Genomic DNA, 24,720 nt, shown 5'->3' on the forward strand with positions numbered 1-24,720 from the left:
CAGGCACCTCGGCCGGAGTATTCTCGCCACGGTCGGGCACAGAGCTGGAAAGCCCAGGCGGCGTGCCCGCGTCGTATCCGCAGCAGGATCACCGTCCGGCGTTCGAGGGGGAGGTCAGCACCCGCGCCGTGCAGAGCACGGGTGGCGCTGCCTGCCGGCCCCGGAAATTCACCAGGATCATACCGGCAAACTTCGGCCCGGTGTAAAACTCCACCCGATAGATCGCCCCGTCTTCATCCACGGAAAAACGGTTTTGGATATCGGTCCTTTTCAGCAGCGTGCCGTCCTCGCTTTCCTTGCCGGAAGCGGGTGAATAGCCGATAACATTGACTCGCACGCCGGGCGTGGGCTCCACCAGGAAGGCCTCCCGCACGCCCACCATCTGCCCCACGCCCACCATCTGACGCTGGCCGTCAATGCGCAACGGCACGGCTTGCAGGGTGTGATCAAACTCAAAATACTCCGGACGCAGGCGGGTGAGCAGCCTGTTGCCATGGTAGACGGTATACGTATCGCCGCCACCCACGACGGTGACCAGCGGGTTGGACGCCGCAAAGGGCATGTCCGAATCTTTTTTTATGGGGAAGTAGTTGAGCTGACTGCGGATATTTTCCAAATCCAGGAAGATGCGATTGTCGTAAAAGGCAACGCTCACCCCTTCATTGATCACGCGTTCCACATTGGCCGGGGTAAGTTCAAAATCTCGCGTATAGCCAATACCCATGCGGCGCATGAAGGCTTCCAGAGCCAGGAGATGGTAATAGGTCCGCTGGGCGGCAGGCAGATCCTTGCTGGCCTCAATGCCATAAGCCGGCTTGCCATTGGTGATGGCGAAGTAGGTGAGGGTTTTTTCCATCTCCGTATCGCCCAGGCGCGTCTCCGTGTTTTTGACATGGTAAACATGCAGGGCATTGAGGAGCTTGCTGTTGATTTGTGCAGCCACGTGCCGGGCGGTGACGCCGAGGTTGCCGGGATGGTTCTGGCTTGGGCAGTTGTCCAGTTCTTCCTGGTCGATGATCACGCTTTGGCCCCAACGAGCTGGGTTGAGCATGCTGTTGATGGGCGTGGGGCGGTAGAACCCGCTGCCATCGTGCAGGTTGAGCACCAGATCCACCTCGGGGGCGAGGATGGTGTTTTTGATGGAGGTGATGGTTTTGTAATCCGGGTCGTCCGGGGCCAGGCTGGCGAACTTGCGGTTCATGTCCCCATGAAACCCGCGCGTGGAAAGGACAATACTGGGGAAACTGAGATTTGGCGCCACCCAGACGTTGCCTTTGGTAAAGCGGTAGCGCGTGGTCAGCAGGGAGGCGGCGGTAAAGCCGCCGGGCTCGTCGCCCTGAATGCCGCCCACCACCAGCAAGGTCGGGCCCTCGCCCGTGCCCATGCGGTGCATGGTGTAATCCAGGGGGCCCAACGGGTCGGCATGAGAGGGCGCTGCCGTGCTCAGGCACAGGCAGACCGTCATCACAAGGCACAACCAAGCGGTGGTCCACAGTCTGCAGTGCAAAATCGGCACGCGTTCGCCCCTTCTGTCCTCTTTTGGTTCCCGGATAATTTGAACTGTCAGCACGCACGGTTGCGTGACGCAATGCGCACAGCCCCGGTGCTGCATGGGGGAGAACTTAGCCCACTTTGCCCGGAAATGAAAGGCCCGCCCCCGGCCTGGGTGCCCGGAAAACGGAGCGTGAAAAAAAACTCGAAAATGTGCTTGACGATCGACGACGGTTTGCATAGAAAGCATCTCTCCGTTGGGCGACTCCGCACATGAGACGCACCACGGCAGTGCATTCCCCGGTAGCTCAATCGGCAGAGCGGGTGGCTGTTAACCACTAGGTTGGCGGTTCGAGTCCGTCCCGGGGAGCCAAAATTCAATCCGCTGATTTCAGCGGTTCTTGTTTAACACGAGACCCCGTGGGGTGATCCCCTCGGGGTCTCGTCGTTTCCGGCGTGTCCACGCCGACTTACGCCCTCCCGCACATTTACCTTGATTCTCCGTTTCGAAGCCCGCAGTCCGGGGGCCGGGTGCAACCCTGGGGGTTGCGGGCGCTCACCGAAAATGTCCCTTCCGAATTCTCTCGTTCTCCGTTTTTCGAGTCGCCTTGTTTAACAGCCCCGTTGCATCCTTGCACCCTCTTCGACATTTCGAACTCCCCTCCGGTAGGTATCTGCCGAAAGCCGGACCAGTGGGTCCGGCGCAAGCGGATTACCAGACAGCGGAAACAGCCGTGAGATCGGAGACCGTTGTGGGTGCCGGCGACATCGCCTTCAGGCGGTGTCGAACGGGCTCCAACGGCCTTCTCGATGACCGGCCTATCCAGTCCCGCGGCATCCATGACGGAAACCTTCCGCGGCCTCCCGCAAAAGGAGGACCGGATGCCGGCCAACGAACACGTCCCAATCTCTCTCGACGAGGTGATATCGGAGATCGCTACGATCCTTGCCCGGGGTTACATGCGCCATCGAAACGGACGCCGAATCGCCCCAGATTCCGGCAGTGGGGCAGAGCATGTGGCGCAAGTTGAAGAATCTGAGGCGTTTACGGAGAAACGCCTTGATATTCCGGGCCACCGAAGCCTTCATTCATTCACGAGTTAACGCCCTGAGATTGCGGTGCGGACGGGCCGCCCGCGGGGCGAAGCCCATGAACCAAGGAGGTTTCGGATGGAAGCAACAACGTATCAAGAGGTCCAAGGGCTCTCCCGGATGACCGTCGGAGAACTCCGGGACAAATACCTCGAGGTCTTTGGGGAAGAGACCCGCTCCTACCACAAGGAGTTTCTTCGCAAGCGAATCGCCTGGCGAATCCAGGCGCTGGCGGAGGGTGACCTTTCGGAGCGGGCCCGGCGCAGGGCTGAGGAACTGGCCAATGACGCCGACCTGAGAACGCGGTCTCCGCGTGATCCGGTCGCCTCGGGTTCCGCCGAGGTCAAAGCGAGAACGGCGACCAGCCGCATATCCCCGTCGCACGACCCGAGGCTGCCGCTGCCCGGAACTCTGCTCGCCCGCGAGTTCCAAGGCCGCGACATTGTGGTCAAGGTCCTCGACAACGGCTTCGAGTTCGACGGCCGACGGTACAAGTCCCTCTCAGTCATCGCCCAGGAGGTCACCGGGAGCAAGTGGAACGGGTTCCTCTTCTTCGGTATCGCCGATGCCGCGGCCAAAGGCGGGAGCCGCAAACCCGAGAGAGGAGGAACGAATGAGCAAAAACAATAACCGCGGCCGGGGAGAGGCCTTGGAGTCGGCATCACGAACCAACGGGACCATCCGTTGCGCCATCTACACCCGCAAATCCACTGACGAGGGGCTGGAGCAGGAGTTCAACAGCCTCGACGCCCAGCGGGAATCCGCTGAAGCCTATATCGCGAGCCAACGACACGAGGGGTGGGTGTGTATCCCGGATCGTTTCGACGACGGCGGCTTCACCGGCGGCAACATGGAGCGGCCCGCCCTCAAGCGGCTCTTCGCCGGCATCGAGGCGGGCGGAATTGATTGCGTGGTGGTCTACAAGGTGGACCGGCTGAGCCGGTCCCTCCTGGACTTCGCCCGCATGATGGAGCTTTTCGACAAGCACTCCGTGAGCTTCGTCTCGGTCACCCAGCAGTTCAATACGACCAGCTCCATGGGGCGGCTCACCTTGAACATCCTTTTGTCCTTTGCCCAGTTCGAGCGGGAGATCATCTCGGAGCGCACCCGCGACAAGATGTCCGCCGCGCGGCGCAAGGGCAAGTGGGTCGGCGGGATGCCGGTTCTCGGGTATGACGTGGACCCGAAAGGCGGAAAGCTGATCGTCAACGAAGACGAAGCTGCACAGGTCCGGGGAATGTACCAGCTTTACCTGGAGTACAAAGCCTTGATCCCAGTCGTTCAGGAAATCGAACGGCGCGGCTGGAAAAACAAGCGGTGGACCACCAAGAAGGGCCAGGAGCGCGGCGGAAAGCCTTTCACCAAGAACAGCCTCTTCCGGCTCCTGACCAACATGATTTACACCGGCAAGGTCGACTACAAAGGAACCATCTATAACGGCGAACACATTGAGATCGTTGACATCGATCTTTGGCAGCAGGTGCAGGATGCTTTACGGCGGAACGGCAGCACCGGCGGCAAGGAGGTGCGCAACAAGTACGGAGCCCTCCTGAAGGGGCTTCTCTACTGCGCTCCCTGCGGCACAGGGATGGTGCATACCTACACGGCAAAGGACAACGGCAAACGGTATCGCTATTACGTCTGCCTGAACGCCCAGCAACGAGGCTGGGCGTCTTGTCCGACCAAGTCGCTCAATGCGCACGAGATCGAAACCGCGGTGGTCGAACACATTCGTGGCATAGGCAGGAATGAGGAAATCATCGCAGCGACGGCTGCGAAGATTCGGGAAGAGAGCGGCAAGCGCATGGCGGAACTGGAGACCGAACAACGCGGCCACGAGCATGAACTCAAACGGCTGCACACCAGAGTCCAGAAGCTGGTGAGCGAGTCCTTCACCGCCGCCTCGAACGGAGGGGCGGCCATGGACCAGCTCGCCGACCTTCAGGATCGGATTCGAACCATAGAACAGCGGATGACCACCATACGCGAAGCAGTCATCACCATCCAGAGAGAAACCATTAACGAAGGGGACATGGCCCGGGCGCTTGCGGTCTTCGACCCGGTCTGGGAGTCGCTGTCTCCCCGAGAACAATCAAGGATCGTCCGACTCCTCGTCGAGCGCGTCGGGTATGACGGGCGGGACGGCAGAGTGACCGTGACCTTCCGCTCACCGGGAGTCAAGGCGCTGTGCAGCGAGGCCGACATCCGCAATCGGGAGGTGTCCGTATGAAAAATACCGCGTCCGACGGAATCGGGCTGAGCCGGTTGGAGATCTCCTTCAGCTTCAAACCCAAGAACAGGAGAAAGAGCGACAACCATCTCCGCGAGGAAGACCGAAGCATCGAGCCGGGGAATCTGCCCCGCGTCTCGAAGCTGATGGCTTTGGCGATCCGCTTCGACAGACTGGTCCGGCGCGGCGAGGTGCGGGACTACGCTGATCTGGCCAGACTCGGTTATGTGACGCGCGCACGCATCACCCAGATCATGAACCTGCTCAACCTGGCTCCTGACATCCAGGAGGCGATTCTCTTCCTGCCCCGGACGGTCAAGGGGCGTGACCAGATTCGGGAGAAAGAGGTTCGTCCCATCGCCGCCGTTGCTCACTGGTCACGTCAACGAAAGATGTGGGCAAGGCTGACCGCCGAGCGGATGAGCTGACGATCCGCTCAGGGCAACCAGCAGCTTCATTATGCCCGGGTCCGACCACCGGTCCTTCTTCTCATCCCCGCCGGCAATTCACCAACCCCCCTGATTCACGTACATTATTTCTATTGACCTGATGCCTATCAGGTCATATAATATCAGCCTGTAATGTGGCCGTAGTTTGCCCTGACCGGGCCCTGCGGCCATTGGCGTTCATAAGTAAGCCATTTGGATGGTTGAGGATACACATGAGTCAAAGACCGCGAGGCAGACGCCCCGTTCAGGAAATAACAGAGCCGCAACGCCGTACATTGAAGGAAATCCGCCACTTCACGAACCGGCGGGGGTTCCCCCCGACCATGAAGGAACTCGCGGACATCCTCGGAATATCGCATGCCAGCGCCCACGGCCAAGTGAGCCAGCTCGTGCGGAAGGGCTATCTGAAGCGGGAGGCGAGAAAGGCCCGCGGCATCGTCATCTTGCGCGATCCGGAGGATGACGTTCCGGATCTGGTGGCCGTCCCCATCGTCGGCCGGGTGGCGGCCGGCCAGCCCATCTTGGCCGAGGAAAACATCGTCGGCGAGCTGCTGGTCGAAGGCGGGATCGCCCGCTCGGGTCGGTGTTTCGCCCTCGAGGTGACAGGCGACAGCATGGTGGACGCCGGAATCCGAGATCGCGACCTGGTGGTGGTGCGCGAGCAAGCCGTGGCGGAGAACGGCGATATTGTGGTTGCCCTATTGGAAGACGAAGCCACAGTGAAACGGCTTTTCATCCGTGACGAGAAAATCGAACTGAGACCGGAGAACCCGAACCATCGACCGATCCCGGTGGGACCCGACGACGGGCTCCGCATCCTCGGCAAGGTTGTCGCCGTCAGGCGGCCCGGCTCGAACACTCAAACGCCGGGGACGGCCTGGCAATAAGAAGCAAGGAGGAAATAACGAATGGCGACGTACAATCTCAGGCGTTTTGCCCATGCCGACGGTCTCAAGGCCATCGCGCGTGAGCATCTATTGGCTCTGCTGAACCCTCACAAGCCCTACTTCGATGGCCGAGGATTGACGTTACCGCCGCCGTCCGCCTCCGACGGCATCGATTACGACCAACTCGTCAACGTGCTCATGAACCCGGATACGGACACGCCGAAGGGACTGATAGACGCCCTCTACTTCGTGCACGAGATGGCCACGCCGGAAGCCATGGACGTCCTCCTCCAGGAAGCGGAGAACAACGGGATATCCCTCAACGGGAACCCGGACCCCACCGCGGCTGACGTGGCCGTCCAAATCTATCTCCAGAACAAGGAACTCTTGGAGCGCAAACACGCCGAGCAGTATCTCATGAAGCCCCGGTCCTTCGAGTATTTTCAGACTGATACACATCCGATCCCCAAGTTCAAACCACCGACAGCGAAAGCGCTCGTGGCTCTGGAGAAGGACCTCGACGATTGGTTCGAGAAGAAGAAGCGCGGACGGGGATCGAAGGTCTTCGTTTACCCCAAGAAGGATTCCGTGTGGTTTCTGGTGCGCCACGGTGATCCGTTGCGGCGCGAAGGCAGCCTCGACGGCGGTCAGGCTTCGAGCGTCTTCTACCGTCCCGAAAAATACGATGTGCTGGTTTACGAACCGACCATCGGCGAGATTCGGATGCATGCTTGCGGAAAAGGGGAAAAGGACCTCTTCCGCCGGCAGTTCGGCCGCCATGTGTTCAGCAAGGAGGATTTCTTCCCTGAGACCGGCAAATACACGCTCGAGCCGCTTCGAAACGGCGGAGACACATCCATCGTCTGCACCGACGTGGACGGCATGGAATGGGTTCGCCTAAAGGAGATTCAGTTCTTCTGGGGCGGCTCCGAAAAGGAGATCGAGATACGTAAGGCCAACGACGTGTTCGCCGCCTATGCCGGCCGCGGCCGCGCCATGCCCCAGAAGGCACGAATCATCCGGGCGAGCTTTCAGGTGAAATTCACCGACTCCAAGACGGCCAGGACCGTGACCATTCGGCCTTCGAACGTAGCGCAGTACACCAGGGACAGTGACGCCGCCGTTGTCGAAGACTGGCTCACGAAACGCGGGTTCATCCTTGCCGAGCAGGAAGACGATGAGGAATAGACCGACCGGATTCTGGCAGGCACTCGAAACCGTCCCCGGCGCGGCCGCGGTGGATGCCGAGTGGAAAGCCCGGTTCGGGAACGATTATGGGACGGCGAAGGCCTTCCTTCGTCCGAACGGCAAACTGGCATCTTCATATCCGTGCATGGTTCAACGCGGCTGCGGTTGTGAGCACGAAGTGGTCGTGCACGATTCAGAGGATATCGTTGCTGTCTGCAGGTGCGAACGTGGATGCGAGACCTTTGCCCTGCAACGATCCGACATAGTGGTCTGTGAGCTGGATCGTCCGGCCCTCGACACGGCGCTCGCCAAGGTCTTCGGCCTGATCGAAGAAACCGACGCGGAAACCGACCTCCCCGGAACGACGCGCATCGGCGTTTACTCTCCATATGCCGGATACCGTTTCCCGGTCTACCTGGCCATCCAGATTGAGCCCGACGATTTCAGCGAGACAGTGGATGGTCTCCTGGGGAGGAATGGCATGCCGTTCATTCTCTTGTCTCCTACGCGGGAACTCTGCTCCGCGAAGACGGAGAAGCGCCTGACCGACAAGCGGTCGGGCTTCGTGTCCCTGTCGGAAAGCGTTGCCATCGGTGACAAGCGACAACTTCGGCTCCTTCGTCCACTTGATGAAATCCTGATGCAATTCCGCGGGGTCAATCTTCCGCCTCCAAAGGACGATGGTGCCACAGCCTTTTTCCCTACACCGCCGGATGCGTCATGGGGAGACGTGTCGATCCGCTTCAAGGACGGGCATACCGTCTCGGTCAAAGTCAAAACGGCCGGAGGCGTGTTCAATTACACGCAGATGGGCATGGCCAATAAGAAGAATGGGAACCCCACCGTTCAATGGGAGTTGCTCAAGGTATTCGCTGATGAACGTGGAGTATTGGACTGGAGCAGCAACAAGGCCCACAGACGCAACCAGAAACGCCGCGAGCTTCTCGCCGCCGACCTACGCGACTTTTTCCGCATCGAAGGCGATCCCTTCCGCCTGACGGATGACGGAAAAGGTTGGCAGGCACGCTTCCTCATCTCCCCCGACGAATAGCCTATCTTCCGGCCCAGCGAATTTTCGCTGGGCATCCGGAAAAAAAAGTCAAAAGAAGTTTCCCCTCCGTAGCTCAGGCATCCACCTGAAATCTCTGCATTTTCCTGGCAATCGCCATCGACGCGCCGGGCCGTCCCGCCCCTCCCATCGAAATTTCGCCAAAGAGGGGTGACGGTCCGGCGAGACCCTCACCCTGGAAGAAACGCCCGGATGATCCGGGTGAGCGCCCCCTGGGAGGTCCATTCGCCGGACCCGCCTCTCAGGGGGCTTTTCGTTGATGCGCCCAAGTGCGTGAAAGGAGGTCCGGTATGACGGATGTTGTGACAAAGGCGGCCCTGACTCCTGCCAGGAAACGCCTGGTCGAGCTGATGCAGGAGGTCAACTACGGACGGATCGAGGGACTGCGCGTCCAAAACGGCGAGCCGGTCTTCGATCCTCCGCCCACCGTGCTGCGGCTGTTTTTGTTCGGCAAGGACAACGGGCCGAACGAATCCCGCGGCAACGACGGCTTCGCCCTGAAAAAGAAGGTGGCGGAGCTGTTCGAGGTCTTCGACCGGGAGCGCTCGCTCTCGATCCAGGAACTCATGATCGACAACGGATTGCCCGTCCGCATGACCGTGGCGGACGCGGTCCGGGTCTGATTCAGACCCGGCCATAGAGCACGGTCCATCACCAGACAACAGACTGGCCGCAGAGCGGAGGTCGTTGTGGGTGTCGCCGATACCGGCGTACTCGCAACTCCTCCGCTCGCTTCGTTTAGAGCGGTCGTCCCGGCATAGGTCGACACCCACACGAGCTCCTCCTCGGCCCCGAGGAGGCTCAGATGGGTTTCGACAAACGCTACGAAGGAATCGACGAGTATGCCGTTCAGATCATCAAGTACAAGGCAAGACAACTGGTCGGACGGGTGGGCTTCACCGAGTCCGACCGCGATGACCTGGAGCAGGAGATGTTGATGGACCTGCTCCAACGCCTGCCCAAGTACAACCCCGACCGCGCCCAACGCAACACCTTCATCGCCCGTGTGGTGGAACATAAGATCGCCACCATCATCGAGGCGAGGAAGGCCGGACTGCGGGATTACCGGCTCTGCAATTGTTCGCTCAATGACCGCTTGGAAGACGAGGAAGGCGGCTCCGTCGAGCGTATGGAGACCATCGATCAGGAGGATTACCTGCGCCGCACGGGCAGACTTTCACGCCCTGCCTCCGAGTTGCGCGATCTCTCCCTCGACGTTCGCAAAGCAATCGAGAAGCTTCCGCCCGAGCTGCGCGAACTGTGCCGGCGTCTCGACACCGACACGGTTACGGAGATCTCCCGCGACACCGGGATTCCGCGAGGGACGATCTACGAGTCCATCAAGAAGCTGCGAGCGATCTTCGAGGACGCCGGACTGAGGGACTACCTCTGATCATCCGACGGTCCGGGTCCGCCTCCGGTAGGTAATGAGCGGGTCGGATGCACGGAAGGCGTCCGAGAGGTCGCCGAAAGCATCCGGCCCGGGCGCGCCCTCCAACGGACCTTACTGAACGGGATGGAGGCAAGATCATGAACCGAGAACTTTACCGATACAACTTCGACTCCAAGGTCCCGATCCGGGACATCGAGGAGTCCCTGCTCCTGGCGGTGCTCGCCGCCGAGAGCCTTCACGGCCGGTCGCTGGTTCGGTTGGACGCGTCTTTCTGCCTGGATTCGCACAAGCGCTCCTGCGTCGTGGATGCTGCGACCGAGGTCGGCCGCGCCATCGCCCGCATCTTCACCGGCTTCCTCACCCGAGAGTTCGGGGAAGAGGCTTTCAAAGTCGAACGTGTTGGTGACGGCCCAGCGATCAGCCCCGAACTCAAAGCCACTGGGGCCGCCTGATGGAAGCGAAGACGACCACCACCTATTCGATGTGGAGCCTGTTCCGCAACTGCCGCAAGGCATGCGAGTGGCGCTACATCCAGGAACTGGTTCCCCTGGAACGGGACCACAACCTGGCCTTCGGCACGGTGATCCACAAGTGCCTGGAGATGTGGCACAGCAGCAGGGACCTGGGGCCCGTCCTCGATTTCATCGACCGGACCTATCCCAACCGCGCGCAGGAGGAAGAGCAGAAGCGGGACTGGCACCTGGCCGCAGCGATGATGAAAGGCTACGCGGCCTGCTATGCGAGCGAGGAATTCGATGTCGTCGCCCTCGAAAAGACCTTCGAGGGGAGCATCGTCAACCCGGCCACCGGCGCTTCATCCCGAAGCTTCGTGCTGGCGGGAAAGGTGGACGGCGTCGTCAGGATCGGCGACGAGCATTTCCTGATCGAGCACAAGACCGCCTCGCAGGTGGACGCGGACTACCTGGAGCGGCTCTGGACCGACTTCCAGATCGTCCTCTACTCCCGCTATGTGGAACAGACGCTTGGCATCCGCATCGCGGGTGTCCTCTACAACATCCTGGTCAAGGCCCGTCTGCAACAGGGACGCGGGGAAACCGAGGCCGAGTTCGAGGCGCGGCGGGCCGATCTGATCGCCAAATCCAAGACCGGCAAGAGCAGTGCCAAACGCAGGCTGCCGGAAAGCGACGACGAGTTTCAGGCGCGGCTGGCCGCCAAGTACACCGAGCCGGGCATGTTCCACCGGGAGATGCTTTATCTCTCCCGTGACCGGTTCGAGACCCTGCAGTCCGAACTCTGGGAACTGACCCAGGCCTTTCTCGACGCGCGCCGTCGCGGCGTCTTCTACCAGAACACCGCCTTCTGTTTCCACTACCACCGTCCGTGCGCCTACTTCCCGCTCTGCCGCGCCGACGGCAGCACCAACGTCATCGAGAACTTTTACCGCAAAGTCCCCCCGCACGAAGAGCTGCGGGACGAGACCTCGTTCGAAGAGGCTTCGGCTTTTTGAGGACCCCATAGAAAAGGAGAACCGACATGTTGCCTACGAAGAAAAGTCCCCCCAAGCAGGATTACGCCGATCTCACGGTGCTGGTATACGGCCCGAGCAAGATCGGCAAATCGACCTGGTGTTCCCGGTCCGAAGGCGCGCTGTTTCTCGCCACCGAACCGGGGCTGAATTCGCTGGATGTCTTTCAAGTCCCCATCAGGAGCTGGGAAGAGTTGCTCGCCGCCTGCGGCGAGATCGCCGAGGGGAAACATCCTTACAAGACCGTCATTCTCGACACGGTCGACAACGCCTACCGGATGTGCAGCGATTACATCTGCACGAAGTTCAAGATCGAACACGAGTCCGATCTCGGCTACGGCAAGGGCTGGGCGCTGATCAACAACGAGTTCCATCGTGTCCTGACCAAACTGGCCTTCCTGCCCTACGGCCTCTTCCTGGTATCCCACTCCCAGGAAAAGGAAATCGAGACGCGGACCGGCAAGTACATCCGCATTATCCCGACGCTCCCCGACAAAGCCCGCAAGATCGTGCTGGGCATGGTCGACCTGATCCTCTTCTGCGATCTGGAAGTGACGAGCGACGAGAGCGGAAAACCGGTCTACCGCCGCGTCATGCGAACCAAGCCCAGCCCCCACTACGAGGCGGGCGACCGCACGGGAAGGCTTCCCGAAACCATCGACCTCAATTTCCAGGCTTTCATTGAAGCGTTCAACAGGCCGGCGGCCGCGCCGAGGGCGAGTGCCCCGCGGTCGGTGCCGGCACCGGGGGACGGGCAGGACAAGAAGCCCGCACCCGCCGGTAAATAAACCCCATAGATGGAGGAACAGACCATGCAGAACGAAGACTACGGACATTTTGATCAGCCCCGCGGCACCGAGGACATCGACCTCGCACAGTTCGACGACGATTTCGAACATGCCGAGGTCGAGGAACGCGAGTTCGAGACCATCCCGGACGGCAAGTACCAGGTAAACGTCGAGCGGGTGGAACTGACCCGGGCCCAGACCTCGGGAAATCCCATGCTCAAGTGGACGCTGCGAATCCTCGCCCCGAAGTTCCGGGGAAGACTCCTGTGGCGCAACAACGTCATGGCCACCCGCGAGAACATCAAGTGGCTCAAGACGGACCTGCACACCTGCGGGTTGGATCTGGACAAGCTCTCCGAGCTTCCGGCCAACCTGGAGAAGCTCATCAACGTCAAGCTCGAGATCACCAAGCGCACGCGCGGCGAGAACGAGAACGTCTACATCAACCGGCGCATCGTGCTCGAAGACGGCGGAGACGAATACGACTCGGCGGCTCGCAACGCCCTGGCCCCGTTCTGACGTGAACCGGGTCACCGTCGTCGTCGACACGCGGGAGCAGGAACCCTACGCCTTTGAATCCGGTTGCACGGAGGTCGTCCGCCGCGCCCTCCCCGCCGGGGATTACTCCGTCGAAGGACATGAGGATTCCGTGGCGGTGGAGCGAAAGACCCTCGAGGATTTCGTCTCCACCGTCATCCGATCTCGAAAGCGGTTCACAAAGGAACTGCGCCGCCTCTCCGAATACGACGCCGCGTGCGTCGTGGTGGAAGCGGATCTCCGGGACATCCTCGGAGGCCGCTACCGCTCCGGAGCGCATCCCAACGCCGTCCTGGGCGCACTGCTTTCCATCGTCGTCGACTTCGGCATCCCGGTGTTTTTCTGCTCCGACCGGCAGGCTACCTGCCGGTTCGTGGAGGAATTTCTACACAGGTATCACCGGAAGGTATCGAGACGATGCGAACAAGATCAAACAACCAATCCGTAACCGTCCGCGGCCGCGTCGAGACGGTCTTTTGCGCCGGGCCGCGGTTTTCCGCAGGCCGCCTCAGGACGGCAGACGGCGACGAGGTGCAGTTCGCCGGAAGGCTCTTCGCCCGTGAGAACGAACCGGTTGTGCTGAACGGCCGCTGGGTGACACACCCGAAGTACGGCCGACAATTCGAGGTTGAGGGTATGGAATACGACCTCGATCTGGACGCCGACGGTCTCGCCAACTACCTGGCCAACCACCCGGAGATGAAAGGCATCGGCCCGGTCAAGGCCCGTCTGATCGCCGACCGCTTCGGTCATGATTTCGACCGGATCATCACCGACGATCCCGGACAAATCGCCGAGGTTGCAAGGCTGTCACCGGACGCCGTACAGAAGCTCCGCGTGGAGTGGCTCAAGACGCGAGAGACCAACAAGGCGATCACCTGGCTGGCCGCTTTCGATCTCACCCATCACCAGGTGACGAGCCTGGTCAAGAAATTCGGCAACGACGCGTTGGGCCTGCTCAAGGCAGATCCTTACATCATCGTGCGCGAGGTCCGCGGCTTCGGATTCAAGCGCGTGGACAAGATCGCCAGGAAGATGGGCACCGCCAAAGACGACGCGGCGCGCATCCGGGCCGGCGTCCTCCACTGCGTGAATGAATCGCTGGACCAAGGCGACTGCTGGATCGAGTTCGAGGAGCTGGTCGATCAAGCCAATGTACTGCTGGTCATGGACGTCCTCGACAGCCGGGACCGCATCGAGCAGGCGCTTGACCGGCTCATCGACGAGAAGGTCTTGGTCTGCGTCTCCCACGGCGGGAGGTTCCTCGTCGCCAAACCCGAAATCCGTGCAATGGAGGAGTACCTGGCAAAGGTCTTCCGGAACGGCGGAGCGCCCAACCCGCACTTCCCCGACCGAGACCGCTTGCCCGACATGGTCGCGGAAACCGCGCCGCAGCTCAACGCGGGCCAGCGGCAGGCCGCCGTCACCGCACTTCGTCATTCGATTTCGCTCATCTCCGGCGGAGCGGGCAGCGGCAAGACCTTCACCGTATCCGCCATCACCGGCGTCTACGAAGAACAGGGACTGCGCGTCGTCCTGGCCGCGCCCACGGGAAAGGCCGCCAAACGTCTCGAACAGGTCGTCGGCCATCCTGCGGGTACGATCCACCGGCTGCTGGGTTTCAACGGCAAAGACTACGCCCGGGGACCGGACGATCCCATCGACGCCGACGTGATCATCGTCGACGAGGTCTCGATGGTGGATGTGCCCCTGGCCTGGCACCTCTTTCAGAGCATCGATCTTGAGCGGACCGCCGTGGTGCTGGTTGGAGACCACAACCAATTGCCTCCCGTCGGACCGGGCAATCTGTTGCGGGACCTAGTCCAGTCGCGGATGGTTCCCACGGTGCTCCTCGACCAGGTGGTTCGGCAGGCCGGCATCCTGAAGGAGAACAGCATCGCCGTCTTGAACGGCGAGATCCGCAAGACGAGCGAAGCCGAACCCTCCGGCCGACGGGCCTGGTACGTCGTGGATCAGTTCACCGATCAATGGGATGCGCAGCGGTTTGTACTGGACCTCTTCGAGAATGTGCTCGTTGAACGCCTCGGGTTCGACCTGTTGACCGATGTCCAGCTTCTGACCCCGACCCACAAGGGACCGCTGGGAACACGCGATCTCAACTGCGAGCTGCAGCGTCTGGTGCAGCGCAGACTCTGGAATGTCGAAGCGCCCCCGACGCCCCCCGGCCGCCGGCCCAAGTTTCTCGTGCATGACAAGGTCATCCAGACCCGGAACAACTACGAGATCGGCGTCATGAACGGCGCGATGGGCGTGGTGCTCCACGTCGGCCGCGACGGCTCTCTGATCGTGGACTTCGACGGCATCCCGGTGGAGATCGAGGCCGGTTCGCCCAACCTGCAGGACATCCAACTCGCCTATGCCCTGACGATCCACAAGGCGCAGGGCTCCGAGTTTCCGTGCGTCGTGGTGGTGGTCCACAAGGCCCACTCCTTCATGCACCACCGGAACCTTCTTTACACCGGCGTCACGCGGGCCAGACAGACGACGGTCCTCGTCGGGGACCACTGGGGCATCTCGAACTGCGCCAGAAAGCGGAAACAGGACGACCGCCGAACGTTCCTCTCCCTCTTGCTGGATGCAGGTCGCCTTGAGGAATCCCGTGTTCCCGCGACGACCGGCCGGTAGCGAATGGACATTCTTGGAGCGGAGCGCGCATGGCATTCGAACGTCAGGACAACGTGAGGGAGTATTACCGGCGGATCACCGAGGTCGACATCGGTATGGTCGCGCGGGAGCTGCTCGGCGCTCACGTCCTGCATGAATCCGACCGCCTGCTCCAATGCGACTGCCCGAACCACAGCAGCCAATCGCACCGGTCCCTTCATGTCATGCTCGACAAGCAGGGTTGGTATTGCTTCGGCTGCGGCGTCGGCGGCGACGTGCTCCAGCTCGTGGAGTTCATTCAGTCGGGCCGGGTGACGCGGGGCCAGTCCGGTCCCATGCCGGAAAGCCATCAACATGCCCGCGATTTCCTCGCGGCCAAGGCCGGGTTGCCGTCTTTGGCCAAGCACGGCCTCTCGCCAGAGGAACTGGCGGAAGCGGAGGCCCAACGCCTGGTCGAACTGCGGGTCCATGAGGTGTTGACGACCCTGGCGGAACACTATCACGGGCGGCTCAAGGACAACCCAGAGGTCCTCGAATGGCTTCGGTCCAAGTACGGTCTGTCCGCGGAGACGGTCGACAGGCTCCTCATCGGCTATGCGGACAACGACGGCGACGAGGGAATCGTCCGGAAGTTGACATGCAAGGAGCGAGGTTTTTCCCCGCGGGATTTGGCGGCATCCGGCGCGTTCCGTCCCACCAACCAAGACGGGCTCGATCCGTTCTTCGACCGGCGCATCGTATTTCCCTACTGGAGCCGCGGTCGCGTCGTTTTCATGATCGGACGCAAGACACCGTGGACGCCTGACAAGCCATGGGAACAAGGAAAATACAAGAAGCTCCCGGTCCACGACGAAAACACCCGCAAGCACATCGCCCCGTGCATCGACAACAGCCACCTTTACAACGAGGACTGTCTGCTCGCCGACCCGGAGCGGTTGATCATCACCGAGGGCGTGACCGACTGCATCTCGCTCATGGAACATGGCTTCCCGGCGGTTTCGCCGGTGACTGTCCGTATCCGCGAGGCGGATTGGGAGCGGCTGCTGCCGCGCCTTCGCAACGTGAAGACGGTCTACGTCTGCCAGGACAACGAGATCTCCCAGGCCGGGTTGAACGGCGCGCTCAAGACGGCAACGGTCCTTTCCGAGCATCGGATACAGACCCGGCTCGCCGTTCTCCCCTTGGACGAACGACGCGAGAACGCCCGCCGGGAGTTGCGGGAGCGGTTCGGTCTCGACGCCGCGGTGGGTGCCCGCGAACTGGCCAAGCGCCTCGACGGCCGCACCCCGGATGAAATCCGCGAGGCCGAGCGCCTGCTCTCCGAAGCCAAAATCGACGTCAACGACTATTTCGTGGCCGGTCACTCCGCCCAAGACTTCGAAGAGTTGCTGGCGAAGGCGGAAACGCCCTTGGAGTTCGGCATCTCCCATCTGCCGACCGACGTCTCGGAGGAGGAACGTAATCGGCTGCTTGAACCGATCCTGCGCGAAGCCGCATACCTCTCCCCGCTGGAGCAGAACCGCCATCTGAAACTTGTTCAGGAGCGGTTCGGCAAGACGGGGCTCTCGCTGGCCACGCTGCGCGATCAAGTACGGGCGGTGAAGAAAGAGCAGAGGTCCCAGGCCAGGCAGGAACGGAAGCGGGAAAAGCGCTCATCGGACGCATCTCCCGGATCGTGCCGGGCACGGATCGAGGAAGTCCTGCTTGCGACCGAAGAAGAACGCGGCGCGCCCGATTTCACGCTCGCAGCCGAAGCCGCCTACGAATGGTTCACAGCCCACGGGGCCAGGTTCTTTCGCACGCCCCAGGGCGAACCGTTCATGTTCTTCGAGGACACGATCCTGTGGATGGACACGCCCGACCGGGGCCGTAAACGACTATATGCCTCCCTCATGTACAAGCACACCGGAATTGTACAGACCACCGGCGGCGGCCGCACGTTTTACGAGGTGCTGTCAAACCTGGCGGTGGAGCGCGGACAGGTGCGGGAGCATTTTTCCTGGCTTCACACGGACGTGGCCAGGGAAACGATCTACTTCAACCTGAACAACGCCGACCACGAGATCGCCAAGATCACCCCGGAGGGAGTCGAAATCCTCAAGAACGGCGGCAACGCCGACGGGGTCATCCTGGACGGTTCGCGGAAGATGGCACCGATCCGCTTCCTTGCCGACGCCGATCCCGCGGAAGCCGACCGGCTCCTGGTGGAGCTGTTGCTCGACAATCTCACCTGCGCGCCGGGGGATCGGGTGCTGATCCTCTCGTGGCTCTCCTGCTTTCTCCTGATCGATTTCGCCGGCACGAGGCCCATGACCCGGTTCGAGGGCCCCGCGGGCTCGGGCAAGACCACCGCGAGCAAACTGATCTCGGCCCTGCTGTACGGCGAGCCCCAGCAGAAGAAAAGTACCGATGCGGCCAATTACACCGACGGGTCACAGAACCCGCTCATCGTCCTCGACAACATCGAGGTCAAACAGATGACCGAGGACCTGACGACCTTCATCCTGACCAGCATCACCGGCATCGCCAAAGAAAAGCGCAAGAGCGGCACGGACACCGAGACGGTCATCGAGCGGACCAAGTGCCTGCTCAACACCACGGGCATCGAACCGCTGGGAGGGGAGCTCGCGGAAATCCTGTCCCGCTCGTTCATCATCCGCTTCGACATGGACGAGCAGGCGAGCGACTGTTTCCTCGAAGCGAAAATTCTGGCCGCGCTCCGGGAGCACCGCGATCTGATCGTCTCTTCCCTGATGAAGCGCACGAGCCACCTGTTGGCCATGCTCCGGGCCGGCGCTCAGGAAAAGGTGATGCGGCTTCTGCACCGAAGCCTCGGAAACCACAGCAAGCGGCGATGCAACGACTACCTGAGTCTCATGTACTTGATGATGCTCGCCGGGGAGCAGCAGGAGGTGATCGACCGGGCGCTGGAAGAACTTCATCCGCAGTTTGTGGGCCGGATCGCCACGCTCAACAACGTCAGCCTCGAGACCGCCCGCGAGTCCAATCCCATCGCCACCTGCCTGGCGGCGCTCTTCAAGGCTTACCGGCACGCGCTCGAAGCGGATCGCGAAAGTACCGCATTGAACGTCGCCAAGACCAACAAGGCGGCCTTCCTCGAACGCTACCAGCTCGATTTCCGGAACGAGACGACCGTCGAGGGCGCTCTGGCCCGCGACCTGTTCGTGGCCGTCAAACGGCTGTCAAAGGATTTCGGGCTGTCCTTCAGCATGAACTCGGTGCAGCAGTTCGCCCAGCGTTTCTCTAACGACCTGGACACCATCCGACAAGCCGGGTTCGAGATCGCCGTCAACCGGTCGGAGCATTCCGTCCGGCGCACCGCCACCTACGACATCACCTACCTCGTCTGAGCTTTTCCCTGCCGCCACCCCCTTGTGCGAAGGGTACCCTTCGCAAACCGCGAAGGACCTTCGCGTCTGCAAACCAAGCCATATCAAGCTGTTACGTCGAGAGTGCGAAGGTGCGAAGGGTTTCAGGGATTCACCCCCTTACTCAGAAAAAATACCGCATACCGTGATCCCGTGTCTCTCGCCGGATCACCGGTTGTTTTTTCGGTCCGCGCGGGAGTGACATCCTCTACATCCTTCGCACCTTCGCATTCCTTATTCATATCTATCAGCAATATCAATCAGCTACGGCACTGCGAAGGCCTCTGCGAAGGTTCGAACCGCATTCATCGACCTTCGCACCTTCGCATCCCGGCGGTACGGACCCCGCTCCGGTAGGTATCCCATGAACGGAAACCACCCGATTGGAGCAGGGAACGTGAGCCTTCTCGAACTCATGATGCAACAGACCGCCGGAGCGCCGGAACCTGTCGAGACGAGCAATCCGTCGGTCGATGTCTCCAGGCCGGAGACAACAGAAGCAGCGGAGCGCAACGATCCGCAGGAAACCATCGATCCCGATGGCACCGCCCTTTACGCGGCCACGAACCTGGACTCATGGGAAACCGACAAACCTCGATACTTCGCGCGGGACGTGGGCATGGACGGCGTCTGCTACCGCCGTCTGGACCCGGAATACTACGCATGGCTTCGGCACAAGATGGCGTTGGCCAAAAAAGCGCTGGAGACGGGACGACTCGGTCCCGCAGCCTTCGACGGGTTGCGGACACGTTTCAACGACATCCATGCATGGGCTGTCGCACGTTTCGGTGAGAACGAGCTTCTCGCCGCCGTTCGGAGCCTCGATCCCAAGACCTATCCGCCGCCGGCGATTGACCAGACAGCCCAGAGTCGTCCCGCTTGTGCCGCACCCGTCTCTCCGGTTGCATGTCCCCCTGGGCCGGCTGTCGAGCAATACCTTTACCCCAAGGACGGGGAGTGGCGTTTCACGGAGAAGGTCCCGCAATCGGCCATCGACAAGGTCGATGCCATCCGCGACCAGGCGCTCTCCCTCGGCTGGTCCGAGGCGCGGCTCTATCAGAACCGGGGACGGTTCCGTTTCCCGTGCGGCGAGGACTACGGTCTCGTCTGTTTCGTCGACGCCAAGGAGCGCATCGGCGACGTGACCCGGCAGTACATCGAGATCATCGGTCCGACCCCGCGGGAGAACCGCCTTCGTTTTCACAACCCGGATGTGGATCAACCATGGCTCAAAAAAACGAATCCGGAAACATGAAACGGCCCTACGCCAATGCCAGGGATGTCCTGCCATCCGAGGTGCTCGACACCGTCCGGCGGCATTTCACCGGTCTCCTCTGGGTGCCGAGTGACGTGGGTTTCTACGAGGAACGCCGCAAGCTCGTGCTGGCGCTCAAGGGACAAGGGGTTCCCACCCGCGAGATCGCCCGGCTTTCCGGTGTGACGCCCCGCCGTGTACGCCAGATCGTGGCTCAGGGTCGCGCGGAATCCACTCCGACGCATCGCGATCCGCTCCGGTAGGTATCGAAGGGGTTTTCCCTGGAGAGGGCGAAATCCGCCTTCCGCCCCGAACCCCGAGGTGCCGAAACGAAAAACGCGGTGATCATGGCAGACGACAAGGCCGAAACCAGGATTGGAAAACACGACGCGGGTCAGCTCAACCGCTGGCACCGCAACGCCGCGCCCGAGCAGGAGGTCCGCAAGACCGCCAAGGCTCGGACCGGCAGTGGCGCGGCTCCGGGCAACCAGAACAGCCTGCGCCACGGCATCTACGCCGACCGCTTCCTCTCACCGGAGGAGCGTCCCCTCTTCGAGGCCATCATCGGCCAGCTCTACCATGACTTCGTGTTCAACAAGAGCTCTGACTTCATGCAGGTCGAGCTGGTGGCGGTTTATTTTCTCAAGCTGGGACGGGCGCAGGAGTCCGGCGACTGGGACGCCGCCGAGCGGCTGGACCGGATGATCCGTTGCCACCTCAAGGACCTCAAGGCAACGAAAATCGCCCGGGAGGGCGAAGCGTCCCAGGGACCGGAGACGACGCCGGCCGAGTGGGCCACGGCCTTGCTTGAAAAGCTGGCGGAGTCCCAGAAGAAACCGGCCCGGAAAACGACCGCGAGAGGGAAAACACGGAAATGAGGTCGGATAACACCACCGCATGCTATGCAGCGACCCGCGAAACACGCGGACTTGCGGCGACCCCCGACCTGGGAATGTCGGATAAGACGTGTTCTCTGACATTCCGAAGCCGCCGGACGGCGGAAAGTTTCCTCAATCAATGCTTCCGCCCGGCTCCCGAAGGCTCCGATGCTGCCCGCATCATTGCCTGCGGATGTGTTCGGGGACGCGACTGTAGGCTGACTGTCTCTTGCCTCTGTCATTGCCTGTCCGAAGGCGGGAATGGAAAAGCGGCCCGGGTGGACCGCTTGGCTTCCATGGTCGGCGGCAGATCAGAGGCGTTCGAGGGCGTCCTCCAGCGCGCCGTCCACGAGGTGGGTGTAGACCTGGGTGGTCGACAGGTCCCGGTGCCCAAGGGCCCGCTGGACCACCAGGATATCTCCGGTCCGGCTGTAGAGGTGGGTGGCGAAGGTGTGCCGAAGCGCATGCGGGCTGAGCTTCTTGTCGATGCCCGCGGCCTTGAGCCAATACTGGAGTCGCCTGGCCACTTGCCGCTCGCAGAGTCGCTCCCCGCGGTTGGAAAGGAACATGGCCCGGCATTCGCCGTCGCCCTGGCGTCGGCGCTCGGCCAAGTAACTCCGCAGGAGGGAGCGCAGAGTGGACTTTAGAAACTTCACTTGCGGGACGGAGCCCTTGGCGAGCACGCGGAGATGCTTGGCGTCGAGGTCCACGTCCTCGATGTCAAGGTCGACGAGTTCCTGCAGCCGGATGCCGGTCCCGAGGAAGACCTCGATGATGACGCGGTCCCGGACTGCCAGCGAGGATGCCCTGCCGCGAAGTTCCTTGAGCAGACGGCGCTTCTCGGCCTCGGTCAGAAACTTGGGCGGAGTTCGGGGAAGCCTGCGAAGGGTCAACGACCCGGCCGGATTCTCCTGGACGATCCCGTTCTGCTCGGCCCAGGTGAAGAACGACCGGACAGCCGCCTTGAACCGATGCATGGACGCCGGCGAGCGGACGCCGCCTCCAGCCGAGGTCGTCACCTGCGGTGAGGTCAACGCCTCTTCGACCATGGCGTTGGTCACCTCGTCCGGGACGACTCCCGGATGCCTCCGGAGGAGCGCCTCTGACAAGTACGAGAGGTCGCGCAGGTATGCACTGATGGTGTTCTCCGAACGTCCTTCGGCCGCGAGCCTTCTGCTGAAGGCTTCCAAGGCTTCGGTGAAACCGGGCCGCGCGCTGGAAGGCTCAGGACTGCTCAGCAGCCGGAGACTCGATGCTGTCGTGTTCGTCATTACGCTCTCCTCCTTTCTTGGCGCTCCGGCCCATGGGCGTGTCCTTGGGCAGGGGCAGCTTGTCGATGCGGCCGGTATCCTTGGCCCAGATCAGAAACATGCGGAGCACCCGCTTGGTCTTTTCGACCGTGGGCGCGGACCGCTCCCGTCCGTTGGGCAGCTTGAGCAGCGCATCGGACTTGAAGAATTTTCCCACGTGCGGAATGAGGACGCTGGACAGCTTGCGTTCCGCACCGAAGAAGGCCTCGATCTGCTCGAAGTCCTTGCCGTAGGTGTAGAGTGTCCGCTCCTTCTTCCCCTGGGTCCGCAGGTGTTCCAGATAGGCCTGGGCGGCCTGATGCAGGGTCTCGTTCATGACTCGTTCTCCTTTCGTTCGTTGAGTTCGTGTTTCCCGGACCGGATGGTCCCGACGTCGAAAACGCGCATTCGGCACCTCCTTTCAAACGGCTCAAGTCCTTGTAAATCAAGGCTCTACGCACATTCACATACAGGCTTCGTGTGCGCCGGAAGTCAAGGCGTTCCATGCACATTCCAGAGAAACAATCAGGCCCTGGGCGGGCCGGGAGGGGAATCATGAGAAGACAAGTCGAAACGATCCTGAAGGCGCTGTTGGCAGCGAGTCTGGCGGCATCCCTGTTGGGTTGCGCCGCTGCCAGGCCGCCTCAGCGGATTCAGGACGCCATACACACCGCGAACCGCTACATGCCGGAGTACGTGGCCGAGGCCAACAAGGCCCTGGCCGACGCGGCGCACCCGGACCGGGAGCGGTTGAGGGGCATGGGCGACCGGCTGGCTGCGGTGATGGAAGCCCTGGACCGTTGGGCGTCGGGGCAGGAAAAAACGCCGGAGGGGGACAAGCGATGAAGGAAATCCTGGAGCGGAACAGCGAGGCTGTCCGCGAGGCTGGACGGCAACTGGTCGAGATCGGCGCGGAGCTGGCTGCCGGGAAGATCGACGATGCCCTGGCCCGGCTCGATACCGCACGGCAAGCTTACCCCGAGTGGGAGGAGCTCGATCAAGCCGCGGCTGATATCGAAGGGGTGATCCGCGACCGCGAAGGGATGCTCGCCGTCCAGCACATCCTGGCCGAGATCGTCGGTACGGTCCTCGGGTCGGTCTTGAGGTCGAGGCTGCCCTGATGGCCAGGATATCCGCCAAGGAGCGCAAACTGGCGGAGACCCTGGCGGACCCGGTCCTCTGGGGACAGGGATACCTGCGCAACCGCGACGGGGGACAACGGGTCTACTGGCCGCACCAGGCGGAAGACCTGCTCTGCCCGGACAAGAATATCATCCACCTCGACGGGCGCGATGTGGGCAAGAGCGTCTGCATCACCACCGATGCCCTGCATTTCGCCTTCACCAACCGCGGCTGCCAGGGACTCGTCGCCGCGCCCCACCAAGGGCATCTCGACACGCTGATCGAGGAGATCGAGTTCCAGTTCGACGCCAACCCGGACCTCATGGTCAGTGTGGCTCTCACCAAATACGGCAAGCCCAAGATTCACCGCAAACCCTACTTCCGACTCGAATTCACCAACGGCGCGATCCTCTACTTCCGTCCCGCCGGGGCTTACGGCGACGCTTTCCGCTCACTGCATGTGGACCGGGTCTGGGTTGACGAAGGGGCGTGGCTCACCGAGCGGGCCTGGAAAGCCCTTCGCCAGTGCCTGAAGTCGGGCGGCAGACTGCGCATCTATTCGACGCCCAACGGGCTGCGTGACACGACCTATTACCGCTTGACCGGCTCGACCCAGTTCCGGGTGTTCCGCTGGCCTTCCTGGCTGCACCCGGCGTGGACCCAGGAGCGCGAGGCCGAGCTGCTGGAATTCTACGGTGGCCGGGACAGCGCCGGCTGGCAGCACGAGGTGGCCGGCGAGCACGGCAAACCTTCCTACGGCGCGTTCAATGTCGAGCACCTCAATCTCTGCCGACAGGATGTGGTCGAGTACCAGAAGGTCGTCGTCACCGGCGAGGAACTTCGTGGCTGCGCCACCGAGGAGGAATCCCACGACCGCCTGGAGATGCTGCTCAATCTCATGCCGCGGACCGGCGTCTTCTGGATCGGAGGAGACTTGGGCTACACCAACGACCCGACGGAGATCGTCGTGTTCCAGGAAATCGAACTGCCCGAGCGCAGGATCGTCAAGCTGGTCCTGCGGGTCCGCATGGAGCATGTGGCCTATCCCCACATCGCCCAGACCATCGCGCTTCTGGACCGCTACTACACCGCCGCGGGCATCGGCGTGGACAACGGCGGCAACGGAATGGCCGTCGTGCAGGAACTGCTTACCCTGGACAAGTACAAGGACCTGGCTCTTCAGGGACGGCTGCGCGGTTACGACTTCGGGGGCATGACCACCCTGGCCGTGCGCGACGGCCACGAGGTCAGGAAGCGGACCAAGGAATTCATGACCAGCCTTATCGCCGGGGCGCTGCAGCGACGTCAGATTGTGTTCCCCATCGAGGACCTGGAGATCGAGGACCAGTTCACCACCCACACCTACACGCTGCACGACGGACGCATCGTCTATTCCAAGGGCAACGATCACGTCATCGACGCCGTGCGCTGCGCCATGCTGGCCCGGGAGCAGTCCGTCCTCAACCAAGTGGGCGAGGAGACGGTCTCTCTGGTACCGCTGACGACCGAGCCGGTGTTTATTTGAGGCAAACGAACAGAGCCTCTACCATTT

General features: G+C 61.8%; 24 protein-coding genes and 1 tRNA gene. 22 read left to right on the top strand and 3 right to left on the bottom strand.

Translation table 11 applies throughout. The features are described from left to right. Positions 1-88: 88 nt before the first annotated feature. Positions 89-1,516, bottom strand: a complete 1,428-nt coding sequence (locus ACYQ00_RS15910) for a M14 family metallopeptidase (protein ID WP_460033086.1) — start codon at positions 1,514-1,516, stop codon at positions 89-91. Positions 1,517-1,788: 272 nt separating this feature from the next. Here ACYQ00_RS15910 and ACYQ00_RS15915 point away from each other — a divergent pair. The 19 genes from ACYQ00_RS15915 to ACYQ00_RS16005 all read left to right on the top strand — a co-directional run bounded on the left by ACYQ00_RS15915 (position 1,789) and on the right by ACYQ00_RS16005 (position 20,757). Beyond that, positions 1,789-1,864: transfer RNA gene (locus ACYQ00_RS15915), tRNA-Asn, on the top strand. A gap of 797 nt (positions 1,865-2,661) precedes the next feature. Beyond that, complete coding sequence (locus tag ACYQ00_RS15920) at positions 2,662-3,213, top strand: DUF2924 domain-containing protein (protein WP_460033087.1); 552 nt, start codon at positions 2,662-2,664, stop codon at positions 3,211-3,213. After that, positions 3,197-4,813 carry a recombinase family protein gene (locus tag ACYQ00_RS15925; RefSeq protein ID WP_460033088.1) on the top strand — a complete coding sequence of 539 codons (1,617 nt, stop codon included), beginning with the start codon at positions 3,197-3,199 and terminating at the stop codon, positions 4,811-4,813. The genes ACYQ00_RS15920 and ACYQ00_RS15925 overlap by 17 nt, the downstream gene beginning before the upstream one ends. Then, positions 4,810-5,241 carry a hypothetical protein gene (locus tag ACYQ00_RS15930; RefSeq protein ID WP_460033089.1) on the top strand — a complete coding sequence of 144 codons (432 nt, stop codon included), beginning with the start codon at positions 4,810-4,812 and terminating at the stop codon, positions 5,239-5,241. The genes ACYQ00_RS15925 and ACYQ00_RS15930 overlap by 4 nt, the downstream gene beginning before the upstream one ends. 233 nt (positions 5,242-5,474) lie before the next feature. Continuing rightward, positions 5,475-6,149: a transcriptional repressor LexA gene (gene lexA / locus ACYQ00_RS15935; protein WP_460033090.1), complete on the top strand. Its 675-nt coding sequence runs from the start codon at positions 5,475-5,477 to the stop codon at positions 6,147-6,149. A gap of 21 nt (positions 6,150-6,170) precedes the next feature. After that, positions 6,171-7,337, top strand: coding sequence for a hypothetical protein (locus ACYQ00_RS15940; protein ID WP_460033091.1), 1,167 nt, complete (start codon positions 6,171-6,173; stop codon positions 7,335-7,337). Further along, a complete protein-coding gene (locus tag ACYQ00_RS15945; RefSeq protein ID WP_460033092.1) occupies positions 7,327-8,388 on the top strand; it encodes a hypothetical protein in 1,062 nt (353 codons plus the stop codon). Before ACYQ00_RS15940 ends, ACYQ00_RS15945 begins: the two co-directional genes overlap by 11 nt. Positions 8,389-8,696: 308 nt before the next feature. Then, positions 8,697-9,029 (top strand): hypothetical protein, encoded by a 333-nt coding sequence (locus ACYQ00_RS15950; protein ID WP_460033093.1) that lies wholly within the window; start codon positions 8,697-8,699, stop codon positions 9,027-9,029. 182 nt (positions 9,030-9,211) lie between these two features. Continuing rightward, the gene (locus ACYQ00_RS15955) at positions 9,212-9,799 is read left to right on the top strand and encodes a sigma-70 family RNA polymerase sigma factor (protein ID WP_460033094.1); all 588 of its coding nucleotides are present in this window, start codon (positions 9,212-9,214) and stop codon (positions 9,797-9,799) included. A 137-nt stretch (positions 9,800-9,936) separates the two neighbouring features. Then, on the top strand, positions 9,937-10,251 hold the full coding sequence (locus tag ACYQ00_RS15960; RefSeq protein ID WP_460033095.1) for a hypothetical protein: 315 nt from the start codon (positions 9,937-9,939) through the stop codon (positions 10,249-10,251). After that, complete coding sequence (locus tag ACYQ00_RS15965; protein ID WP_460033096.1) at positions 10,251-11,267, top strand: PD-(D/E)XK nuclease family protein; 1,017 nt, start codon at positions 10,251-10,253, stop codon at positions 11,265-11,267. The genes ACYQ00_RS15960 and ACYQ00_RS15965 overlap by 1 nt, the downstream gene beginning before the upstream one ends. Before the next feature lie 26 nt (positions 11,268-11,293). After that, positions 11,294-12,073, top strand: a complete 780-nt coding sequence (locus ACYQ00_RS15970) for an ATP-binding protein (protein WP_460033097.1) — start codon at positions 11,294-11,296, stop codon at positions 12,071-12,073. A 24-nt stretch (positions 12,074-12,097) separates the two neighbouring features. Continuing rightward, complete coding sequence (locus ACYQ00_RS15975; RefSeq protein WP_051445405.1) at positions 12,098-12,592, top strand: DUF669 domain-containing protein; 495 nt, start codon at positions 12,098-12,100, stop codon at positions 12,590-12,592. A gap of 1 nt (position 12,593) precedes the next feature. Continuing rightward, positions 12,594-13,058: an ERCC4 domain-containing protein gene (locus ACYQ00_RS15980; RefSeq protein ID WP_460033098.1), complete on the top strand. Its 465-nt coding sequence runs from the start codon at positions 12,594-12,596 to the stop codon at positions 13,056-13,058. Then, positions 13,028-15,256 carry an SF1B family DNA helicase RecD2 gene (gene recD2, locus ACYQ00_RS15985; RefSeq protein WP_460033099.1) on the top strand — a complete coding sequence of 743 codons (2,229 nt, stop codon included), beginning with the start codon at positions 13,028-13,030 and terminating at the stop codon, positions 15,254-15,256. The genes ACYQ00_RS15980 and recD2 overlap by 31 nt, the downstream gene beginning before the upstream one ends. Positions 15,257-15,285: 29 nt before the next feature. Then, positions 15,286-18,606, top strand: coding sequence for a CHC2 zinc finger domain-containing protein (locus ACYQ00_RS15990; RefSeq protein WP_460033100.1), 3,321 nt, complete (start codon positions 15,286-15,288; stop codon positions 18,604-18,606). 415 nt (positions 18,607-19,021) lie between these two features. Then, positions 19,022-19,879 carry a hypothetical protein gene (locus tag ACYQ00_RS15995; protein WP_460033101.1) on the top strand — a complete coding sequence of 286 codons (858 nt, stop codon included), beginning with the start codon at positions 19,022-19,024 and terminating at the stop codon, positions 19,877-19,879. After that, on the top strand, positions 19,876-20,142 hold the full coding sequence (locus tag ACYQ00_RS16000) for a hypothetical protein (protein ID WP_460033102.1): 267 nt from the start codon (positions 19,876-19,878) through the stop codon (positions 20,140-20,142). Before ACYQ00_RS15995 ends, ACYQ00_RS16000 begins: the two co-directional genes overlap by 4 nt. Positions 20,143-20,226: 84 nt before the next feature. Then, on the top strand, positions 20,227-20,757 hold the full coding sequence (locus ACYQ00_RS16005; RefSeq protein ID WP_460033103.1) for a hypothetical protein: 531 nt from the start codon (positions 20,227-20,229) through the stop codon (positions 20,755-20,757). A gap of 311 nt (positions 20,758-21,068) precedes the next feature. Here ACYQ00_RS16005 and ACYQ00_RS16010 read toward each other — a convergent pair whose 3' ends face one another. Both ACYQ00_RS16010 and ACYQ00_RS16015 read right to left on the bottom strand, forming a co-directional pair. After that, on the bottom strand, positions 21,069-22,028 hold the full coding sequence (locus tag ACYQ00_RS16010; protein WP_460033104.1) for a tyrosine-type recombinase/integrase: 960 nt from the start codon (positions 22,026-22,028) through the stop codon (positions 21,069-21,071). Then, positions 21,982-22,383, bottom strand: coding sequence for a hypothetical protein (locus tag ACYQ00_RS16015; RefSeq protein WP_460033105.1), 402 nt, complete (start codon positions 22,381-22,383; stop codon positions 21,982-21,984). Before ACYQ00_RS16015 ends, ACYQ00_RS16010 begins: the two co-directional genes overlap by 47 nt. 218 nt (positions 22,384-22,601) lie before the next feature. On the opposite strand from ACYQ00_RS16015, the gene ACYQ00_RS16020 reads away from it, so the two are divergent. From ACYQ00_RS16020 to ACYQ00_RS16030, 3 genes are read left to right on the top strand one after another with little or no spacing between them, the layout of a single operon-like run. After that, positions 22,602-22,892 (top strand): hypothetical protein, encoded by a 291-nt coding sequence (locus ACYQ00_RS16020; protein ID WP_460033106.1) that lies wholly within the window; start codon positions 22,602-22,604, stop codon positions 22,890-22,892. Beyond that, the gene (locus ACYQ00_RS16025; protein ID WP_020046765.1) at positions 22,889-23,167 is read left to right on the top strand and encodes a hypothetical protein; all 279 of its coding nucleotides are present in this window, start codon (positions 22,889-22,891) and stop codon (positions 23,165-23,167) included. Before ACYQ00_RS16020 ends, ACYQ00_RS16025 begins: the two co-directional genes overlap by 4 nt. Then, complete coding sequence (locus ACYQ00_RS16030) at positions 23,167-24,693, top strand: terminase large subunit domain-containing protein (RefSeq protein ID WP_460033107.1); 1,527 nt, start codon at positions 23,167-23,169, stop codon at positions 24,691-24,693. Before ACYQ00_RS16025 ends, ACYQ00_RS16030 begins: the two co-directional genes overlap by 1 nt. The last annotated feature ends 27 nt before the right edge of the window (positions 24,694-24,720 follow it).

This window comes from Megalodesulfovibrio paquesii (assembly GCF_054653055.1).

What these genes read in the sequence shown, in the direction of transcription:
- ACYQ00_RS15920 (WP_460033087.1), top strand. Translation starts at nt 2,662, where the DNA reads ATGGAAGCAACAACGTATCAAGAGGTCCAAGGGCTCTCCCGGATGACC.
- ACYQ00_RS15925 (WP_460033088.1), top strand. Translation starts at nt 3,197, where the DNA reads ATGAGCAAAAACAATAACCGCGGCCGGGGAGAGGCCTTGGAGTCGGCA.
- ACYQ00_RS15930 (WP_460033089.1), top strand. Translation starts at nt 4,810, where the DNA reads ATGAAAAATACCGCGTCCGACGGAATCGGGCTGAGCCGGTTGGAGATC.
- lexA (WP_460033090.1), top strand. Translation starts at nt 5,475, where the DNA reads ATGAGTCAAAGACCGCGAGGCAGACGCCCCGTTCAGGAAATAACAGAG.
- ACYQ00_RS15940 (WP_460033091.1), top strand. Translation starts at nt 6,171, where the DNA reads ATGGCGACGTACAATCTCAGGCGTTTTGCCCATGCCGACGGTCTCAAG.
- ACYQ00_RS15945 (WP_460033092.1), top strand. Translation starts at nt 7,327, where the DNA reads ATGAGGAATAGACCGACCGGATTCTGGCAGGCACTCGAAACCGTCCCC.
- ACYQ00_RS15950 (WP_460033093.1), top strand. Translation starts at nt 8,697, where the DNA reads ATGACGGATGTTGTGACAAAGGCGGCCCTGACTCCTGCCAGGAAACGC.
- ACYQ00_RS15955 (WP_460033094.1), top strand. Translation starts at nt 9,212, where the DNA reads ATGGGTTTCGACAAACGCTACGAAGGAATCGACGAGTATGCCGTTCAG.
- ACYQ00_RS15960 (WP_460033095.1), top strand. Translation starts at nt 9,937, where the DNA reads ATGAACCGAGAACTTTACCGATACAACTTCGACTCCAAGGTCCCGATC.
- ACYQ00_RS15965 (WP_460033096.1), top strand. Translation starts at nt 10,251, where the DNA reads ATGGAAGCGAAGACGACCACCACCTATTCGATGTGGAGCCTGTTCCGC.
- ACYQ00_RS15970 (WP_460033097.1), top strand. Translation starts at nt 11,294, where the DNA reads ATGTTGCCTACGAAGAAAAGTCCCCCCAAGCAGGATTACGCCGATCTC.
- ACYQ00_RS15975 (WP_051445405.1), top strand. Translation starts at nt 12,098, where the DNA reads ATGCAGAACGAAGACTACGGACATTTTGATCAGCCCCGCGGCACCGAG.
- recD2 (WP_460033099.1), top strand. Translation starts at nt 13,028, where the DNA reads ATGCGAACAAGATCAAACAACCAATCCGTAACCGTCCGCGGCCGCGTC.
- ACYQ00_RS15990 (WP_460033100.1), top strand. Translation starts at nt 15,286, where the DNA reads ATGGCATTCGAACGTCAGGACAACGTGAGGGAGTATTACCGGCGGATC.
- ACYQ00_RS16000 (WP_460033102.1), top strand. Translation starts at nt 19,876, where the DNA reads ATGAAACGGCCCTACGCCAATGCCAGGGATGTCCTGCCATCCGAGGTG.
- ACYQ00_RS16005 (WP_460033103.1), top strand. Translation starts at nt 20,227, where the DNA reads ATGGCAGACGACAAGGCCGAAACCAGGATTGGAAAACACGACGCGGGT.
- ACYQ00_RS16010 (WP_460033104.1), bottom strand. Translation starts at nt 22,028, where the DNA reads ATGACGAACACGACAGCATCGAGTCTCCGGCTGCTGAGCAGTCCTGAG.
- ACYQ00_RS16015 (WP_460033105.1), bottom strand. Translation starts at nt 22,383, where the DNA reads ATGAACGAGACCCTGCATCAGGCCGCCCAGGCCTATCTGGAACACCTG.
- ACYQ00_RS16020 (WP_460033106.1), top strand. Translation starts at nt 22,602, where the DNA reads ATGAGAAGACAAGTCGAAACGATCCTGAAGGCGCTGTTGGCAGCGAGT.
- ACYQ00_RS16025 (WP_020046765.1), top strand. Translation starts at nt 22,889, where the DNA reads ATGAAGGAAATCCTGGAGCGGAACAGCGAGGCTGTCCGCGAGGCTGGA.
- ACYQ00_RS16030 (WP_460033107.1), top strand. Translation starts at nt 23,167, where the DNA reads ATGGCCAGGATATCCGCCAAGGAGCGCAAACTGGCGGAGACCCTGGCG.